At 69.1% G+C, this 17,169-nt stretch carries 20 protein-coding genes; 6 read left to right on the forward strand and 14 right to left on the reverse strand.

What is annotated here, in order from left to right; translation table 11 throughout:
• Positions 1–26 precede the first annotated feature (26 nt).
• Positions 27–566, reverse strand: a complete 540-nt coding sequence (locus ACW5F0_RS04475; protein ID WP_456964815.1) for a hypothetical protein — start codon at positions 564–566, stop codon at positions 27–29.
• A 148-nt stretch (positions 567–714) separates the two neighbouring features.
• A complete protein-coding gene (locus tag ACW5F0_RS04480; RefSeq protein ID WP_456999120.1) occupies positions 715–1,272 on the reverse strand; it encodes a DUF3228 family protein in 558 nt (185 codons plus the stop codon).
• A 61-nt stretch (positions 1,273–1,333) separates the two neighbouring features.
• Between ACW5F0_RS04480 and ACW5F0_RS04485 the strand changes: the two genes are divergently transcribed.
• On the forward strand, positions 1,334–1,768 hold the full coding sequence (locus ACW5F0_RS04485) for a hypothetical protein (protein ID WP_456964817.1): 435 nt from the start codon (positions 1,334–1,336) through the stop codon (positions 1,766–1,768).
• 102 nt (positions 1,769–1,870) lie between these two features.
• Here ACW5F0_RS04485 and ACW5F0_RS04490 read toward each other — a convergent pair whose 3' ends face one another.
• The 6 genes from ACW5F0_RS04490 to ACW5F0_RS04515 all read right to left on the reverse strand — a co-directional run bounded on the left by ACW5F0_RS04490 (position 1,871) and on the right by ACW5F0_RS04515 (position 7,539).
• The gene (locus tag ACW5F0_RS04490; RefSeq protein ID WP_456999121.1) at positions 1,871–3,352 is read right to left on the reverse strand and encodes an N-acyl-D-amino-acid deacylase family protein; all 1,482 of its coding nucleotides are present in this window, start codon (positions 3,350–3,352) and stop codon (positions 1,871–1,873) included.
• A gap of 188 nt (positions 3,353–3,540) precedes the next feature.
• Entirely contained in the window at positions 3,541–4,440 is a 900-nt protein-coding gene (locus ACW5F0_RS04495; protein WP_456964819.1) for a pseudouridine synthase, read from the reverse strand.
• 38 nt (positions 4,441–4,478) lie between these two features.
• Positions 4,479–5,003, reverse strand: a complete 525-nt coding sequence (locus tag ACW5F0_RS04500) for a DUF4142 domain-containing protein (protein WP_456999122.1) — start codon at positions 5,001–5,003, stop codon at positions 4,479–4,481.
• A gap of 192 nt (positions 5,004–5,195) precedes the next feature.
• Positions 5,196–6,242, reverse strand: a complete 1,047-nt coding sequence (locus ACW5F0_RS04505) for a S66 peptidase family protein (protein WP_456964821.1) — start codon at positions 6,240–6,242, stop codon at positions 5,196–5,198.
• A gap of 26 nt (positions 6,243–6,268) precedes the next feature.
• Complete coding sequence (locus tag ACW5F0_RS04510) at positions 6,269–6,700, reverse strand: DUF4920 domain-containing protein (protein ID WP_456964822.1); 432 nt, start codon at positions 6,698–6,700, stop codon at positions 6,269–6,271.
• A 110-nt stretch (positions 6,701–6,810) separates the two neighbouring features.
• Positions 6,811–7,539: a hypothetical protein gene (locus tag ACW5F0_RS04515; protein WP_456999123.1), complete on the reverse strand. Its 729-nt coding sequence runs from the start codon at positions 7,537–7,539 to the stop codon at positions 6,811–6,813.
• 245 nt (positions 7,540–7,784) lie between these two features.
• Here ACW5F0_RS04515 and ACW5F0_RS04520 point away from each other — a divergent pair, with 245 nt between their 5' ends.
• The 3 genes from ACW5F0_RS04520 (at position 7,785) to ACW5F0_RS04530 (ending at position 10,216) form a co-directional block, all read left to right on the forward strand.
• Positions 7,785–8,345 carry a hypothetical protein gene (locus ACW5F0_RS04520; RefSeq protein ID WP_456999124.1) on the forward strand — a complete coding sequence of 187 codons (561 nt, stop codon included), beginning with the start codon at positions 7,785–7,787 and terminating at the stop codon, positions 8,343–8,345.
• A 114-nt stretch (positions 8,346–8,459) separates the two neighbouring features.
• Complete coding sequence (locus ACW5F0_RS04525) at positions 8,460–9,623, forward strand: DUF3667 domain-containing protein (RefSeq protein WP_456999125.1); 1,164 nt, start codon at positions 8,460–8,462, stop codon at positions 9,621–9,623.
• Positions 9,624–9,712: 89 nt separating this feature from the next.
• Positions 9,713–10,216, forward strand: coding sequence for a lipocalin family protein (locus tag ACW5F0_RS04530; RefSeq protein WP_456999126.1), 504 nt, complete (start codon positions 9,713–9,715; stop codon positions 10,214–10,216).
• 317 nt (positions 10,217–10,533) lie between these two features.
• On the opposite strand, the gene ACW5F0_RS04535 is transcribed toward ACW5F0_RS04530, so the two are convergent.
• Together ACW5F0_RS04535 and ACW5F0_RS04540 are read right to left on the reverse strand one after the other, a co-directional pair.
• Positions 10,534–11,313 carry a lipoate--protein ligase family protein gene (locus ACW5F0_RS04535; RefSeq protein WP_456964827.1) on the reverse strand — a complete coding sequence of 260 codons (780 nt, stop codon included), beginning with the start codon at positions 11,311–11,313 and terminating at the stop codon, positions 10,534–10,536.
• Positions 11,310–11,636, reverse strand: coding sequence for a biotin--protein ligase (locus ACW5F0_RS04540; protein ID WP_456964828.1), 327 nt, complete (start codon positions 11,634–11,636; stop codon positions 11,310–11,312). The genes ACW5F0_RS04535 and ACW5F0_RS04540 overlap by 4 nt, the downstream gene beginning before the upstream one ends.
• A 146-nt stretch (positions 11,637–11,782) precedes the next feature.
• On the opposite strand from ACW5F0_RS04540, the gene ACW5F0_RS04545 reads away from it, so the two are divergent.
• The gene (locus tag ACW5F0_RS04545) at positions 11,783–13,609 is read left to right on the forward strand and encodes a glycerophosphodiester phosphodiesterase family protein (RefSeq protein ID WP_456999127.1); all 1,827 of its coding nucleotides are present in this window, start codon (positions 11,783–11,785) and stop codon (positions 13,607–13,609) included.
• 13 nt (positions 13,610–13,622) lie between these two features.
• On the opposite strand, the gene ACW5F0_RS04550 is transcribed toward ACW5F0_RS04545, so the two are convergent.
• Positions 13,623–14,396 carry a hypothetical protein gene (locus tag ACW5F0_RS04550; RefSeq protein ID WP_456999128.1) on the reverse strand — a complete coding sequence of 258 codons (774 nt, stop codon included), beginning with the start codon at positions 14,394–14,396 and terminating at the stop codon, positions 13,623–13,625.
• Positions 14,397–14,451: 55 nt separating this feature from the next.
• Positions 14,452–15,363: a hypothetical protein gene (locus tag ACW5F0_RS04555; RefSeq protein ID WP_456999130.1), complete on the reverse strand. Its 912-nt coding sequence runs from the start codon at positions 15,361–15,363 to the stop codon at positions 14,452–14,454.
• Positions 15,364–15,516: 153 nt separating this feature from the next.
• On the opposite strand from ACW5F0_RS04555, the gene ACW5F0_RS04560 reads away from it, so the two are divergent.
• Positions 15,517–16,239, forward strand: coding sequence for an rRNA pseudouridine synthase (locus ACW5F0_RS04560; RefSeq protein WP_456999132.1), 723 nt, complete (start codon positions 15,517–15,519; stop codon positions 16,237–16,239).
• Between the two features lie 28 nt (positions 16,240–16,267).
• On the opposite strand, the gene ACW5F0_RS04565 is transcribed toward ACW5F0_RS04560, so the two are convergent.
• Complete coding sequence (locus ACW5F0_RS04565) at positions 16,268–16,738, reverse strand: DUF1456 family protein (protein ID WP_456999134.1); 471 nt, start codon at positions 16,736–16,738, stop codon at positions 16,268–16,270.
• Positions 16,735–17,106 (reverse strand): YajD family HNH nuclease, encoded by a 372-nt coding sequence (locus tag ACW5F0_RS04570; protein ID WP_456964834.1) that lies wholly within the window; start codon positions 17,104–17,106, stop codon positions 16,735–16,737. Before ACW5F0_RS04570 ends, ACW5F0_RS04565 begins: the two co-directional genes overlap by 4 nt.
• Positions 17,107–17,169: the final 63 nt, after the last annotated feature.

The raw sequence follows: 17,169 nt of genomic DNA on the forward strand, positions 1-17,169 counted from the left end.
CTGTTCAGTTGCCCGGGCCAGAGGCGTCACTCCCTGGAATCGATCTCCTGCACCATCTGCTCCGTGATCGCCGCGACCTGCTTGGACGTCATCGCCGCGAAGATCCCCTGCCACGCGCTGGACGAGGTGGAGTACTCGCGGGTGCCAGCCAGGGTCCTGCCCGGCAGCACGTAGAAGGCGGCATCGGCCTCGACGCGGGCGTTGCCGGTCATCACGCCCAGCCCGTAGCGTGCTCCGGTGGACACATGGCGGTAATCCGTGATGGTCACTTCGACCAGCGTTCCCGGCATCTCGAACGTCGCCGGCAAGGTGTCCAGGTAGACGAACTCCCGCCCGGCCCCGGCAGCCGTGGCGGCCATCGCGCTGCGCCACTCCGCGCGGAAGGCCTGCCAACCGTCGGAGGCCACCATCTCCGGCGTGCCCTTCACGTGCAGGAGGATGCGCGAGGTCGCTGGCACCGGGATGTCCATGCCCGCCGCCGGCGCCGCCGGCCGCTGGACGGTGGCTGCACAGCCGGACAGCGCAGCGCAGGCGACGAGCGCCATGCTCGCGAGCAACTTGTTCATCGGTCGCCTCGTGCGGGGGACGGGATGACCTGCACGCTAACGCCATCCGCACGGCCCGTGCAGCATGGGGACATCCCTAGCCCTGCTTTCCGCCGCGCCGCCGGCCGCGACGTGCCGGAATGCCCGCCCATGGGCAGAGCGGCAGCGCTCACCCGCGCCAGTTGGCGTGCGTGCTCCAGAACGCCACGCTGCGCGCATACGCCTCGCGGTCCACCGGCACGCCCGAACCGCCCTCCTCGACGCCCAGCGCGTTGCGCATCATCGTGATCGGCGCCATCGGCGTTTCATCTGGCTCCGCGGTGTACATGCAGCCCACCACGCCCCAGTCGGCGCTGATGCGCGTGCCTTCCTTCTCCAGCTGCGCGCGGCTGTAGAGGATCGGGATCAGGTAACCGGCGACAGGCGGCTCCAGGCCTTCGAACCAGCGCACGAGCACGGGCAGTTCGTCGCGCGTGCGCGCCTCGTAGTCCGAGCGCAGCAGGTGCCGGTTGGCGTCGGTGATCGGCGCCGCCAGGCAGCGGGTGGAGGTCCAGTTGCGATGCACATGCAGCTTGCAGAACGGCGCGTAGCCATCGAGCACCTCAAGCGGCGGCACCTCGTTGAGATGGTGCTCGAAGGCCTCCGGCGTGCAGTCCTGGATGGTGTTGCCACGCGGCTGACGCGGGAACAGGCGCCCGCGGGCGAAGTCGGTGAGGATGATGGACATGCGCGAATGCTACCGGGACCCTATAGTCGGCGGCCAGGGAATGGGATCGAAGGGGAACTCCATGCGCATCGTGCTCTGGCTGGCCTTGGCCGCATCGCTGTACGGCGGCTGGCAGTGGTGGCAGGAACGCTCCGCCGACGCGGCCATTGCCGCGATCGGCGCCGAACCGAGTCCCAACGGATTCGTGCCCGCGGCCATGCCGGTGGGCGCGCCGCGCAATGTCGTGCTGGTGCTCGCGCCGCGCAACTGCCCATCCGAGCAGGCGCAGCGGTCCGAAGCGCTGCTGGCCGCACTGGAACGTGACGGGGTTCCCGTGCGTCGTGGCACCAGCATCGAGTTCGAAGCGGTTGAGCCGACGCGCGAAGACCAGGCGGCGATCCGGCGCTCCATCGAGGTGTTCAAGCGCGGCGCGCCGGCGGTGTTCGTCAACGGCATGGCGATGTCCAATCCCACGCCCGAGCAGGCCATACGCGAATACCGCCGCACGCGCGGCTAGCGACCTGCGGCAAGCGTCTTGCAGCCGACGCAGCCGATCCGGAACGCCCGACGCTTCACCGTCACGACGCGCAGCCACGCAGTACCAGGCTGCGCGCCGCCGTCACGCGGAGCCGCCGCGCGCGGAACGGCGCAGCATGCGGCCCGCGCGTGCGACCGGCTTCCCGGCTTCGTAGACGGGCCGGCCGTTCACCACCACCAGGTCGAAGCCCTCAGCTTGAGCGGTCGGATGCACATAGTCCGCCCGCGCCCGCACGGCTGATGGATCGAACAGCACCAGATCGGCGATCGCACCCACGCGCACCGTGCCGCGGTCGGCCAGGCCGAGGATGGACGCGGGCAGCGACGTCGCCTTGCGCACGGCTTCTTCCAGCGACACCCGCGGGTCGCGGACGGCAAAGTCCTCGATCCATTTCGCGAACGTCCCGGCACCGCGTGGATGGCTGCCACCCGGCGAACCATCCGAGGCCACCGCCACGCGCGGATCCAACAGCAGCCTGTCCTGCAGCGCGCGGTCCATCACGAAGTGCGCAGCCTGCCCCCCGCCGGGGCCGATCTCGAGCAGGACGTCGGCGAAGGGAAGGCCGCGCTCCGCCGACACCTGCTCCAGCGTCCGTCCCGCATGCGGTCCGGTGCCGAACAGCAGCGCCGACGGCCCGCCACGCTGCGTCATCCGCTGCTGCAGCCAGGCGCGCAATTCGTCGCGCCGCGACTGCAGCACCGCCGCGTAGTCGCCCGGCGGCAGCGCCCACTCCGGGAACAGGATCGCCACGCCCGTATAGCTGGCTTCGTAGGGATAGGCATCGGCGGTGAGCGGCTGCCGCGGCCCGCGCAGCGACTGCAGGAAGGCGAGCAGTTCGACGGCGGCGTCCTCGCCCTTCCCGTACACCACCTTCAGGTGCGAGACGTGCGCACGCGCGGGGCCGGCGGCTTCCACCAGCTCCCGGATCGACGCACGCACGTCGTCGACATCCTCGGAACGCATATGGCTCATCGCCACGCCGCCATGGCGCGCGACCACCGGCCCGAGGCTGGCGAGCTCGCGCATCTCCGCGTAGCGGCCCGGCACGTATTCAAGGCCCGTGGAGAGACCGAACGCCCCGGCGCGCATATCGCCGTCCAGGACCGCCTGCAGCCGTTCGAGCTGCGTATCCGAGGGCCGGCGCGTGCCGTCATCGATGCCTGCGCGCCGCCGCAGCGTGCCGTGTCCGGAAAGCGTGGCGATGTTGATGTCCGGGTTCGACGCGTCCACCGCGTCCATCCACGCCGGCAGGCTGTCGGGCGCATTCCGCGCCTCCGGCAGCGCGGGGCTGCCGCCGTCCTGGCCAAGCACAACCGTGGTCACACCCATGGCGAGGAAGGGCGTGAACGCGGCTTCCAGCGGATCGCCGTGCGTATGCAGGTCGATGAAGCCGGGCGCCAGCACGCGGCCCTCGCCCTGCACCACGCGCAGCCCGCGTGCATCGGCGTCGGACGACGGGCCGATGTGTTCGATGCGATCACCGCGAATCCTGACATCGGTGTGCTGGCCGGGCCCGCCGGTGCCGTCGACAAGAAGCACGTCGCGCAACAGCAGTCCGGACACGTCTGCTCCCGGCATGGGTTGCCTGGAGCACGCCGACGGGGCCAGCGCGCAGGTGGCGCCTGCAGCCATCGCCCCCAACACATCGCGCCTGGACCAGGTCAGGTGCCGCATGGCCACGCCTCCGCTGCAATGACAGGCAGCCACATTAGCGAAGCGCGTCCGGCCAGTCACACCGCATTGCGGCAGCTTTACAGGAACGGCGCTGCGTCCGAAGGCCTTTCGAAACGCCGGTGCGCGCCGGTCAGCGGATCCACGAACTCCAGTGCGTGTGCGAACAGCTGCAAGGGCCGTGCATGGTCGTCTTCCCCGATCGCACGTAGCACCGGATAGTACGGATCGCCCTGGATCGGGGCGCCCAGGGCCGCCATGTGCACCCGGAGCTGGTGCTTGCGTCCCGTCACCGGCTTGAGCCGGTACCACCAGGCGTCCGGCCCGCGCGCGGCAACGTCGATCAGCGTTTCGGAGTTGGGCTCTCCGGCCACTTCGCGCATCCGGAAGAACGGCTCGCCCGCTTCGAGGCGGCTGCGGCGCACATGCGGGAACCCGAGCTCCGGCAGCGGGGCCGCGAGGGCGAAGTATTCCTTGCGCATGCGTCGCTCGCGGAACAGGGCCTGGTAGTCCGCCCGACTGTCCCGGCGCACGGAAAACAGCACAAGGCCCGCGGTGTCGCGGTCGATACGGTGAAGCGGTACCAGGTCCGCGGTGTCGAGACGGGTGGCAAGCCGTGTCAGCAGGGTTTCGCGCACGAACGCGCCCGTGGGAGCGACCGGCAGGAAGTGCGGCTTGTCGACGACCACCAGGTGTTCATCCACGTGCAGCACCGTTTCAGAAAACGGGATGCAGCGCTCGTCGGCAACTTCGCGGAAGTAATGGATCTCCGAGCCGGCGCGGTACGCAGTGGTGTCGTCCAGCGCGCGTCCCTCCGAATCCAGCACGCGCCCCCGGCGGAAACGGTCGGACCACGTCGCCCGGTCCACTGCCGGAAAACGTGCGCACAGGCCATCCAGCAGGGTGCCCCACGGACCGGGGGGCAGTTGCAGGCGACTGGCGGGAATGCCGTCGCGGATCGGGCGGGGCGAGCGAGTCACGCGCGCAGGTTACCGCGCCCGGCCGGGACCTTCGTCCTTCAGCGCGCTACCACCTCTGCGATGGGATCGGATGCACTGCCACTGCGGCCGGATCGAAGCGCGGCCATCCTGCGATCGTGCTCGCGCAGCTTCGGCAGAGCTTCCCCGGCGAGGTGCGCGCCCGGCCCGCCCTGGTCGAGCTCGCGCTGGTACAGGCGGATTGCACGGCCATGGCCGCGCGCCATGTGCCGGAGCCACGCACGGTCGTAGGCTTCGCCCTGGTTCCGGTCGAGTTCGTGCAGCGTGCTCCGCTGGCGTGCGTCGGGCTTCGGGGGCGCGCTGCCGGCGGCTTCGGCAAGCACCCGGTTGAGCGCCACAAGGTCGTGTTCCAGCTGCTGTGCGAACCGGCGCAGCTCCGCCGACGCCCCGCGCAGCTGTGCCGAACGCGCCGCCTCCACCGCGGCGACGCCGTCGTACAAGGCCTGCCCGAGTAAACCGCGCGATTTGTCGCGTCGCGAATACGCTTTCCACGCAGCGGCGCCGGCGCCGGTGAGCAAGGCAAGCTTGATGAGCCTGGCGAGCATGGGGGATCTCCGTGTGACTGCTGGTTGAGCAGGCACCAAGGACAGCAGCCGCGGGATTCGGTGCGCGTGAAGCCGACAACGAGCACGGCGCTCGCGTTCATCCCGCGCCCGGATCCCGCGCTGCCTTCCTACGCACTTCACGCCCCGGCGCATGCTCCCGAACACGATCCGGACGTGCCAACCGACCCTGGCCTAGGCTTGGCCTTGGAAGACCGGCTCCAGCAGCCGGAAGCTCCCGTCACCCGCGTCCATCTCCACCCGGCCGCCCACCGGCACGATGAACTGCTGCCGGATGTGGCCGATCATCGCGCCGCGGTAGGCGGGAATGCCCAGCGGCTTGATGTAGTCGTCGAGGATCTGGTCGAGTCCCAGCGAACCGTAGCCGTCGCCCGGGTCGCAATCGGTGCACTCGCCGAAAATGAAGCCCGCGATCCGGTCCAGCGCGCCCATCAGTTTCAAGGTGCTGAGCATGCGGTCCACGCGATACGGTGCCTCAGACACGTCTTCAAGGAACAGGATCTTCCCGCTGAAGTCCGGCAGGAAGGGCGAGCCGGCCAGCGCCGTGAGCACGGTCAGGTTGCCGCCGACCAGCTCGCCGCGCGCCGTGCCACCGGTGATCGTCACCGTGCGGTTCTTGCGCTGCACCAGCTCGTCACCGCGATCGGCCACGTTCCGGTACTGCATCAACTCCCGATTGAAGAACAGGCGCCTGAACTGGTCGGCGTTGAAGCTGTTCCAGCTGCCGGAGCCGTTGGGGCCGTGGAAGGTGACGAGCCCCGTCTGCGCGTGGATCGCGCTGTGCAATGCGGTGATGTCGGAGTACCCGAGCAGCACCTTCGGATTGGCGCGGATCAGGTCGTAATCCAGCAGCGGCAACAGCCGCGCGGCGCCGGAGCCGCCACGCACGCAGATCACGGCGTTGACGTCGGTATCGGCGAAGGCCGTGTTGATGTCGTCCGCGCGCCCGGCATCGCTGCCCGCCAGGTGGCCGCGCTTGTCCGCGTAGTGGGCGCCGGCCTTGACCTTGAAGCCCAGCGCTTCCATCACTTCCTGCGCAAGCTGCAGGTTGAAGGCATCGTCGACGGGCGATGACGGACTGACCAGGGCAACGGTATCGCCCGGCTTCAGCGCCATGGGAAGCAGGCGCCCGCCCACCGAGGCCAGCGCGCGGTGCCCGCCGGCAAGTGGCAGCAGCAAGGCCGCTGCCGCCGCGCCACCGATGAACCGCCGCCTGTCCATGCCGCCGCGCCCGCCGGACACGGCGATCAGGGCGCGCCGGCGACGCGAACGCCGTCGGCGACGATCCGGTATTCGACCGGCTCGGCCGCGATGCCCTTGGCACTGTCGCCGCTGAGGTGTTCGACCTGCTCGGGAGTGAGCTCCTTGCGCTCAAGTACGCCGTGCACCACCGCCGCGCCGCTTGCGTCCTTGGGCAGGAAGAAGGCGTGGTCGCCGAACATCACCCGCGCCACCTGGCCGTCGTCCTCCAGCATCATCCAGCAGCCCTTGGCCTGGCAGACCTCGGCGATGCGGCCGCTGAAGCGACGCGGCTCGCCGGCATGGCCGTCGAAATCCGCAATGGCTGCGGATACCGGAACGGTCGGGCCATCGGTGAAAGCCTCGCCGTAGGAGACAGGCTCCGCGGCATGGGCCAGCAATGCGGTGGTGGACAGCAGGATGGCGGCGAGGAAGCGCATGGGAGCCCCGGATCGGCAAAGGATGGGGGTCCGACGATAGCGGTGGATGGCGGCGTGGGCCAGTGTCTCCCGCGGCAGCGGGCCCCATGCCGGGACCCGCCGCCGTTCAGTCAGAACCGGGCTTCGACGCCGAGCATCAGCGTATCGGCGCGGTCCGCGTCGTAATAGAACGTGCCGCGGTCCCAATAGGCTTCGTTGAAGTACACGTAGTTCGTGTAGACGAGGCTCATGTTGAAATGACGGTTGAAGTCCACGCCCAGGCCGACGCCGACGTAGCCGCCGTCGACATCGTAGTCGGCCGACATGTAACCGGCGCGCACGAGGGCGTACACCGGGCTGGTGCTGCCAAAGTTGAAGCGGGCGTTCACACCGATGCTTGCGTAGTCGACTTCGGCGAAACGCCAGCCGTCCTCGGTGGTGCTGTCCAGCCGACCGGCGGCCAGCTCGATACCGACCAGGCCCACCGCGCCGGCCTGCCAGCGGTAGCCCGCGTTGACCAAGCGCGCCGACTGGTCGACGTCGTCATATACCCAGCCCTTGCCGCCCTGGACGCCGACGAAGAAGCCGCCCCGGCCTTCCTCTTGGCGCGCCGGAGCCTCGTAGCTGCCGGTATACGACTGCGAGTGGCCCACGCTGGACTGCTGCTGCGGCACAGGCTGCGGCGCTTCGTCTGCAGCGACAACCGGTCGCGGCGCTTCGGGCACGCGCTTGGCCGGATCCATCTCCTGGCGCGGCGGCGGTGACGCAGGCTCGATCGCCTTCGACTGGGCGTAGGCACCCGTTGATGCGATGACTGCGAACGCGGCGGCCATCATGGCCACCGAACTGGACTTCTTCATGAAACTCCCCTGTTTTCATTGTTTTTGACCGCGCCGGAAGACGCTGGCGCGCTGCGCATGAAGCACGTCGCGTGCCAACGCCGTGCCATCGGGCGATACATCCCACGCCCCATCCACCCGAGCAGGCGGCCGCTTCACGGCGGGTAGTGACGATTCACGTCAGCAGCACCTGTTTGCGGCGACGAGGCCCGCCAATCCACCAGGCACCCAAGGCATATAGTTGCCGCCTCACAGGGGGAAACATCATGAAACAGACCATGCGCGGCGCGGCGTTGGCCGCAGCCTTGTTCCTGTCCGCCTGCGCGACGCACCAGGACGTGCTTCTTGCGAAGTCGGCGCCGCCGGCGATCGTGTCCGTCGCGCAGGCACCGGCCGAGGGAAATTCCGCAGAGATGGACGTGGCGGTGCGCAATGCGCTGCTCGCGAACGGATTTACCGTGCAGGCGCCCTTGCCCGCCGGGACGCGCACGTCGGACGGTGTCGACGCGATCGTGAGCTACGTCGATGTCTGGCGCTGGGACATCGTGATGTACCTGCAGTCCGTAGCGGTCAAACTGTTCGATGCCAAGAGCGGCGACCTTCTGATCGCGGGCGACTGGAAGAATTCCGCGTTCCACGGATTCCAGGACGAGGCACGCGTCATCCAGGATCTGATCGGGGAAATGACCGCCAAGTTGAGGGCAGCGAGTCCGGCGCCGCAGCCACAGGAGGCAACCGTCGCCCCCGATGACCACGCCGCGCTCGATAAGGCCGCGGGTCCGCTTGGGATCAGCTCGTCCGGAACGGCATCAGACGTGCTCGAGTGAGGTCGTCTGCTTCGAGAGCGTCCCTGCCCGCTCCACTCTGAAGTCGATGGGCTTGCAGCTGAATCGGATGCGTTATCGTAACGCCCGCCGCCAAGGCCTCCGGGAAAGGACCAAATGAGCGACCAGGCTACAAGCACCGGCGTCGACCACTCGGCCCACTGCGAAAACTGCGCGGCCGCCCTGCACGGCGAGTTCTGCCACGCCTGCGGACAGTCCGTACACAATCCGATCCGCCATTTCGGACACGCGATCGAAGAGTTCTTCGAAGCGTTCTGGCATCTCGACGGGCGCGTCTTCCGGACGCTCCGCGACCTCTGGTTCCCGGGGCGGGTGGCGATCAACTATCTCGCCGGCCACCGCGCCCGCTACATCGCGCCGCTGCGCCTGTTCGTGATCCTGAGCGTGCTCACGTTCTTCATCGGCGCGGTGTCGGTGCACGTCGACGACAACCCGGTCACCGTCACCGGCATCGAGGAAATCCGGGGTGCGGGGACCGTCGAAGAGGTCGAGCGCATCCGCGACGCGATGACCGCCGAGATCGAAGCCGCACGCGTGGAAGCCGGCAACACACCGGGCATCGACCCTGCCCTCGTGGCAGCCGAGGTGCGGATTCACGGTGCCGCCGCCAACCGCATCGTCGAGCTGACGGGCGAGCCGGCGGCCGGAGACACGGGCGAATCGTCCGCACCCGGCGGCAAGCGTCCCTCGTCACTGCAGTTCAACTCGTTCGGCCACAAGGGCGTGTGGGATGCCGAGACCAACCCGCTTGTCGTCAACTGGTGGCCGCGCTTCGCGAACGACTGGCTCAACCGCAAGGTGGGCAATCTCGACAAGAACATGCAGTCCTTCGACGGTGCGGCCCCCGACGTGTGGCTGCAGGGCATCATGTCGTCGGCGCCGTCGGCGCTCTTCCTGCTGGTCCCGGTGTTCGCCCTGTTGTTGAAGGTGGCCTACCTGTTCACGCGACGCGTGTACCTCGAACACCTGGTGGTGGCGCTGTACAGCCACATCTTCCTGTTGCTCATGTTGACCGCGGCCTTCCTGCTGGCGGCGCTGGATGACTGGGTGGGCACGCGCGCCGCGGGCGTCGTGTCCGCCCTGGCGATGTTCGCCATCCTCGTGTGGATGCCGGTCTATCTGCTCATGATGCAGAAGCGCGTCTACGCGCAGTCCTGGTGGCTGACGGTGCCCAAGTACCTGGTCATCGGCTTCATCTATTTCATGATGCTCACGTTCGCCACCTTGCTGGTGTTCCTCGGGCGGCTGACGGCGGCCTGACCACGCCAGGGCCCATAGGCTGCGTCCGGCCTTTGCGGATGCTTCATCCGCACTCGGCTAAACAGGGGGACCCCACAAGGAGCTCCCCGATGACCGCACACGATGCCCCCGCCACCGTCCCCGCCGTCGACCTGCAGCGCTACCTCGGCACCTGGTACGAGATCGCCCGCCTGCCGATGCGGTACGAGCCCGAGGACTACCGGAACATCACCGCCACCTACACGCTGCAGGACGACGGCAAGGTGCGGGTCGCCAACCGCGCCATCGACGGCAAGGGCGAGCCGCAGGAGTCGATCGGCGAGGCCACCCCGGTCGACGGCAGCCAGGACAGCAAGCTCGAGGTGAGCTTCCTCCCGCAAGGCCTGCGCTGGATCCCGTTCACCAAGGGCGACTACTGGATCCTGCGCCTGGACCCGGACTACCGCATCGCCCTGGTCGGCAGCCCGGACCGCAAGTACCTGTGGCTGCTCGCGCGCGAACCGCGCCTGGACGCGTCGACCCGCGAGGACTACCTCGCCACGGCCCGTGCACAGGGATTCGAGCTCGACGACCTGATCGACACCCCCCAGGGCGGTGCGAGCCCCGCCCTGTAGCAGCGCCGTGCCGGCCGCCGGGCGGCAATCCGGTTCCGGATGGCTGGCGCATACTGTGTGGGCCGACTGCAACCGCAGTCCCGCGCCAACGCGCCGAGGAGAACCAGATGAGCAAGGGCCTGAACCAGAAGAAGGAACAGAAGAAGAAACCGCTCAAGACCATGAAGGAAAAAAAGGCCGAAAAGCGCGACAAGGGCGCGACCAAGCCCTTTGCGCCGGCCTGAGCGCGCTCCAGTCAATCAACGGAAAAGGCCCGGACATGTCCGGGCCTTTTTTTGTTGGCCCTCCGGGTCATCCGCCAGGGCGTTCGCGTCGGCCTATGGCAGCACCGCGGTCCACTCCGGCGTCGAAAACCGGTCCCGCGCCAGCGCCTGCGCGCGCCCGAGTTCGTCCGGATGCAGGATGTCGGGCTGCAGCCCGCCATGGCGGCTGCGGAAGGTGTCCACCATGCGGTCGATCACCACGGCGCGTGGCAGTCCGGTCTGGCTGCGCAGCGGGTCCACGCGCTTGGCGGCGCTGGTCGTGCCCTTGTCGGACAGCTTCTCGCGGCCGATGCGCAGCACCTCCATCATCTTGGCCGCGTCGATGTCGTAGGCCATGGTGACGTGGTGCAGCACCGCCCCGCGGCGCCGGGTCTGTGCCGCGCCGGCGATCTTTCCGGCACTGGACGTGATGTCGTTCAGGGGCTGGTACCAGGCCTTGATCCCGAGACCGGCCAGGGCCTCGATCACCCATTGGTCCATGAACGCATAGGCCTGCTCGAACGTCATGTCCTGCACCAGCGTCTCCGGCGCGACGATGGAATACGTGATGGTGTTGCCGGGCTCGATGAACATCGCGCCGCCGCCGCTGATCCGCCGCACCACCTCGATGCCATGGCGACGCGCGGCTTCCATGTCGACCTCGTTGCGCAGGGACTGGAAGCGCCCCATCACCACCGCCGGCCCGGCCCACTCCCACACCCGCAGCGTGGGCGGCCGCCGACCGGCAGCCACCTCGTCCAGGATCACGTCATCCAGCGCCATGTGCAGCGCCGGCGCCTGCGCTTGCGCGTGCACCAGGTGCCAGGCGTGGTCGCGCCAGTCGCTGCGGCTCACGCCCGGCCCCCAGCGTCGCCGCCCGCGGCACCCACTGCCCGGCGCACAGCGATCGCCACACCCGCGGGGGTGATGCCATACATCCGCGTCTCCGGATCCGTCGCCGCGGCCACCAGGGCAGCCAGCGCGGCCTCGTCGACATCGACGGGTGTTCCTTCCAGGGCCGCGGTGATCGCGTCCAGCGCACTGTCGGGCTCCAGGAAGAAGTCCCCGCTGACCTGCACCGCCGTCATCCGGCCCTCCGCGACGGCCAGGTCCACCACCACCAGCTTGCCGCCGGGGACCTTGTACTCGCCGTGCGCCCTGCCATTCGTTTCGTCCATGCGCGCAGTCTATCCCCGGACATCGCGCGCCACAGCCGTGTTCCCCTATCCTTCCGCCACGGCTGGAACTCCGTTCCACCCCGGCCCTTTTCCGAACCGAGGCTTCTGTGCACACCGGAGACAGGGGCAACAGCGGCGCAGCTGCATTGATCGCAAACGATGACCGCGCCCTCCTGCGCGGCATCCTGGTGCACGACATCCGTCGCGACCTGCACCGCCACCTGCGTCCGATGCTGGCCTGGTACCTGCTGTTCACCGTGTTCGCGACGGTGGCGGCGGCACCGCTGACCACGTGGTCGCTCGCCGCGCTGCTGCACTGGATCGAGCGCCCGTTCGCAGGCGACCTGGATGGCGCCCTCGACAACCTGCTCGCGCTCACCTGGCTCATGCTGGCCGGCGCACTGTCCTGGTACGTGGTCATGCTGCAGCAGGCCGGCATGCTCCTGGTCTCGGCAAGCCACGGCTGCCGCTACCGCACGGCCGCTGCAGCGCTGATCGGCATGCTGCGCCGCGCCGGGCCGCTTGCCGTGCTGGCCACCCTGCAGGTCCTCGCGCACACGCTGTTCGCCCTGCCCTGGCTTGCGATCGGCGGCACGCTCTACTGGCTGCTCCTTGGCGGCTACGATCCGTATTTCGTGGTGGCGGCGCGACCACCCGCGCTGTGGTGGTTCCTCGCCGCCTTCCTGCCGGTGCTCGCGATCGGCCTGCTGCTGCACGCGACGCTGTACTTCAGATGGCTGCTCGCCACGCCGGCGCTGGTGCTGGAAGGCCACTCGCCACTCGCCGCCCTGCGCCGCAGCCGCAGGCTGACCCGCGGCCGGCACCTGCGCATCGCAGCGCTCGTGGTGGGCGTCGCGCTCACCGTCGCGGCCATGCCGCTGGTCGTGACCGAACTCTACGACCGGGCGGCCACGCCCCTGCTGGACTGGCTGCCCGAGCATCGCCTGCTGGTCAGTGGTGGCATGGTGGTGTACCTCACGCTCTACGTCGCCACCGTGCTGGGCGTGCTGCTGCTCGGCAGCACCTTGAACACCCTGCTCGTCCGCGCCCTGTTCCACCGTCTCGGCGGCGCCCGCGGTGCACGGGCGGCCGACCCCACTCCGCGGCGCCCGGGCCGGCTGGTCTGGGGCGCCGAGGCCGCGTTCCTCGTCGTTGCACTGGTGCAGGCGACGATGGCCGTGAGCAGCATGAACCTGCGTCGCGATGTCACGGTGACCGCGCATCGCGGCGCCGCGCTGATGGCGCCGGAGAACACGCTCGCGTCGTTCCAGGCGGCGATCGCCGCCGGCGCGGATGCGATCGAGTTCGACGTCCGGCTGAGCGCCGACGGTGCCGTGGTCGTGTTCCATGACAGCGATTTCCGCAGGGTCGCCAATGACCCCCGCACCGTGCTGCAGACGCCGCTGTCGGCCATGCGCGACATCGACGTCGGCAGCTGGTTCGATCCACGCTTCTCGGGCGAGCGCATCCAGACGCTGGCCGAGGCCCTGGCCTTCATCGACCGCCGCGCGCTTGCGCTGGTCGAGCTCAAGCCCGACGCACACAACGCACAGTCCCTGCTCCACGCCACCCTGCGCGAGATCCAGCGCGCGGGCCATGAAGATGCCGTCGTGCTGGCCTCACTCTCGCCGGAGCTCGTCCGCGCCGCGCGCGCCGCCGCACCCGGGGCGCGACTGGCCCTGTTCGCGAATGCTGCCCTGCCCGGCACGGCACTGCGGACCGACTTCGACATGCTCGGGATCAACCACCTGCAAATCGACGCCGCCGCGGTCGCCGATGCGCGCCGCCGCGGCTACCTGCTGCAGGCATGGACGGTCAACGATCCTGTACGCATGGCGCGTTACATGGACCTCGGCGTCGACGACATCAGTACCGACGTGCCGGAACTTGCGGTGCGCCTGCGCGCCGAACGGGCGGCGCTGACCGACGTCGAATTGCTGCTCGTGCGCCTGCACAGCTGGTTCCGGCGTTGAAGCGAGCGACCGCCTAGAGCTCAGCGACCGCCACCCGCGCCAGCGCCAGCGTCTGCTGCTCACGCTGCGTCAGGGTCGTCTTGTGCCACTCACGACTCGCGGCGACCATCTCGGCGAGGCCCGCGGGGGCCGGCATCCTGTCGCCGTGGTAGGCGGTCACGCTGAAGTGCAGGTTGTCCTGGAGCACGCTCAGGTCGCCCCTGCCGACCTGCATGCGGGCCCGGTCCCCGATGCCCATGACTTCGCTGAACTGGATTCCGCCCGACCCACTGCGGGAGGCGCTTCCGGCCGCACCCAGCAGTGCGTCCGTTGCGGCACTGTCGGCCGCGTTCTCGCGCGCCTTCTCGCCGATGGAGTCCATGGCCGCGTCCAGCTCGGCGCCGCCTATCCCGCGCGTGGCGCTGGCGAAATAGTCCGCGGCATCGGCGGCGTTGTCCGACACCCGTGTCACATGGATGGTGGCATCCATGACCTGGCCGTTGCCCTTCCAGCTGTACAGGCACATCCCCGCGGCCGCGTGCTGTTCGATCTCATCCACCCGCAGCCCGAACACCGTCGCCACGGTGTCGATGGTCACCACGCTGCAGGGGGTGTCCCTGAGCGAAGGATCGAACTTCGCCGAGGCCCGGCTCGAGCCCTGCTGTCCGCCGGCACTTGGATTCCCGGCGGCGTTCGCGGCGTCACCTCCGCAGCCCGCCAGCATCAGGGCAAGCGCAAGCATCGACACCGCCGGAAGCTGGACGCGACCCGGGGACCGCCGGGCGGAATGGTGGAAGTGGATCTGCATGGCATGAATCTCCCCGCGCGAACACTCGCGCATTTGATGAAGGACCGGGCCTGGATCAGCGGCCGCGCGACTGGTGGAGCAGTGCCGATTCGGGCGCGGAATCCAACACCTGGCGCCAGCGGACCCAGATGGTGCCGATGTCGTGATCCAGCACCATCGCGTCGCGCGCGAGTGCCGTGGTCGCCAGGTCCTGGCCGTCGGCATTGGCCGAGATCACGAACACGAAGCGCGGCGCGTCGGGATCGAAAGGCATCGCGCGATCGGCCTCTTCGCCCAGCGCGGCAACCAGATCGTCGGCGACGCGTGCCGGATGCGGCCCACCGGGCGCCGGCGCATAGCCGATCGACGGCGCCGTCACATCGCGCGCGAACCATTCGCCCTCGGGCGCGACCGGATCCGGCAGTGCCGCACAGGGCGCACCCAGGCAGTCCACCGCAAGCGCTTCGGCAGCGGTCAACTCCTTGCGCGAGGCATGCATGACGCCGGCACGCATGCCCTGCCGGGGCGCCATCACGAAGCGCCAGGCCACGTCCGCCCCGACGCCGAACTCCGAGACGTCGGCCAGGTGCTCCGCCGCCACCGATGCGCGCAGATCGTCATGCCGCGCCGGCCCCAGGTTGAATCGCTGTACTTCGACGTAGTCCAGCTGCCGATCCGGCGCCTGCGCATCGGCCGCCACGTGCCAGCTGACCCGGTAGCGTGCGTGCGGCAGCAGCCCTTCGCGATGCTCGACCAGCAGCAGCGCACGCACCGGCGGCGCCAGCCCGGCGTCCGGATGGAATGCCGAACCGCCCTGCGCCGGAAAGCGCTCCGCGCTGTAGTAGTCCGCGCTTTCGGTGGGTTCGGCATCCACCACGCTGAAGCCCGGGGCGCCAATGTAGGCAGGTGGCGCCGCTTCCGACGCAGCACACGACATGGCGCCTGCACCGAGCAGGCTGGCGAGAAACAAGGGGCGCATACGCAGCATCGTCGGCATCCTTTCCACGAAGAAGAAAGCAGGGCCCGGCCGCGCAGCGCCAGGCCAGGCAACCGGATTCCCAAGGTGTACGCCGTCCGACCGGGCGAGAGGACAGGTCCCGCGCACCGGTACACTGCGCGTCCCGATTCCCGGCAGCCTCCCATGTCCGACCCCGTACGCCTGGCCAGACGCGTCATCGAGATGACGCAGTGCTCGCGCACCGATGCCGAGCAGTACATCAAGGGTGGCTGGGTGTCGGTGGACGGCCAGGTGGTCGAGGATCCGGCGTTCCGGGTCACCACCGAAACCGTGGTGGTGGACCCCGCCGCCCAGCTGGCCGCCGCCGAGCCGGCCACGATCCTGCTGCACAAGCCGGCGGGCTACGACACCATCACCGGCCCGAAGCCCGCGGACACGCTGGTGCAGCCGGACAGCCGCTGGAGTGAGGATCCGTCTGGCGTGCGCCTGCTGCAGCGGCATTTCCATCGCCTGACGCCGCTGATGCCGCTCGATGCCGAAGCCAGCGGCCTGATGGTGCTGACCCAGGACGGCCGCGTCTGGCGCCGGCTGAGCGAGGACCGCGACGACATCGAGCAGGAGTTCGTGGTCGAAGTGGACGGCGAGATCGCGCCCTACGGCCTGCAGCGCCTGAGCCACGGCATGAGCTACAGCGGCCGCCCGCTGCCCCCGTGCAAGGTCAGCTGGCAGAACGAGATCCGCCTGCGCTTCGCGATCAAGGGCGTGCAGGGCGGGCAGCTGCGCCACATGTGCGCGCAGGTGGGGCTGGACGTGGTGGCCATCCGCAGGATCCGCATCGGCAAGGTGCCGCTGACGAAGATGCCCGTGGGTGCCTGGCGCTATCTGCCCGCCGGCGAGCGCTTCTGAAACCCTGGGGACCTGCCGCCCTGCGGGCTCAGGCGCCGCGCACGCGCAGCGTCAGCCCCTTGAGGAACGCACGCAGCAACTGGTCGCCGCACAGGCGGTAGTTCTTGTGTTCCGGCTGCCGGAACAGGGCCGAAAGCTCCGGCTTCGCCAGCGGGAAGCCCGCGGCGGCGAACACCGCGTGCATGTCGTCGTCCTTGAGCTGGAACGCCACCCGCAGCTTCTTCAGCACCACGTTGTTGCGGATGCGCTTTTCCACCGGTCGCGGCGACACGCTTTCGTCGCGTCCCCGCAGGTGCACGATCAGCCCGTCGAGCACGTGCGCCAGCACCGCATCGCTGCAGGCCACGTGGCCGGGCTCTTCTTCCCTCAGCAGGAAGGCGCGCACGTCGTCCCGGTCCAGCGGCAGTGCCGGATCCGCCAGGTGCGCGATCTCCACCACCTTGTTGTCGCTCAGGTCGAGCATGTAGCGGATGCTGCGCAGGACGTCGTTGTTGATCATGGTGCCTCGCGCTTGAGCAGCGACTTCAGGTCGGCGAACGGATTGGACGTGGCCGTGGCCGGTTTGTCTTCGGCCACCAGCGCGCTCACTCCGGTGTGGTCAAGCTGGCGCGAGTGCTCGTTGTCGTGGCAGTACACGCACAGCAGCTCCCAGTTGCTGCCGTCGGCCGGATTGTCCGAATGGTTGTGGTTGCGGTGGTGCACCGTCAGTTCCTGCAGGTTGGCGCGGGTGAACTCGCGCGCGCAGCGGCCGCAGATCCAGGGGTACATCTTCAGGGCCCGCTCGCGGTAGCCCTTGTCGCGCTGCTCCGCGCTGCGCCGGGCCTCGGCGACGATGCGGTCGAGCTTGGCGTTGTCTGGAACGGCCATGGTGATCGGCTTCAGTGGGAATCGGGAAAGGGTAGCACCGGGTCCGGGCCACCCGGCCATCGG

This window comes from Luteimonas sp. A534, assembly GCF_054072805.1.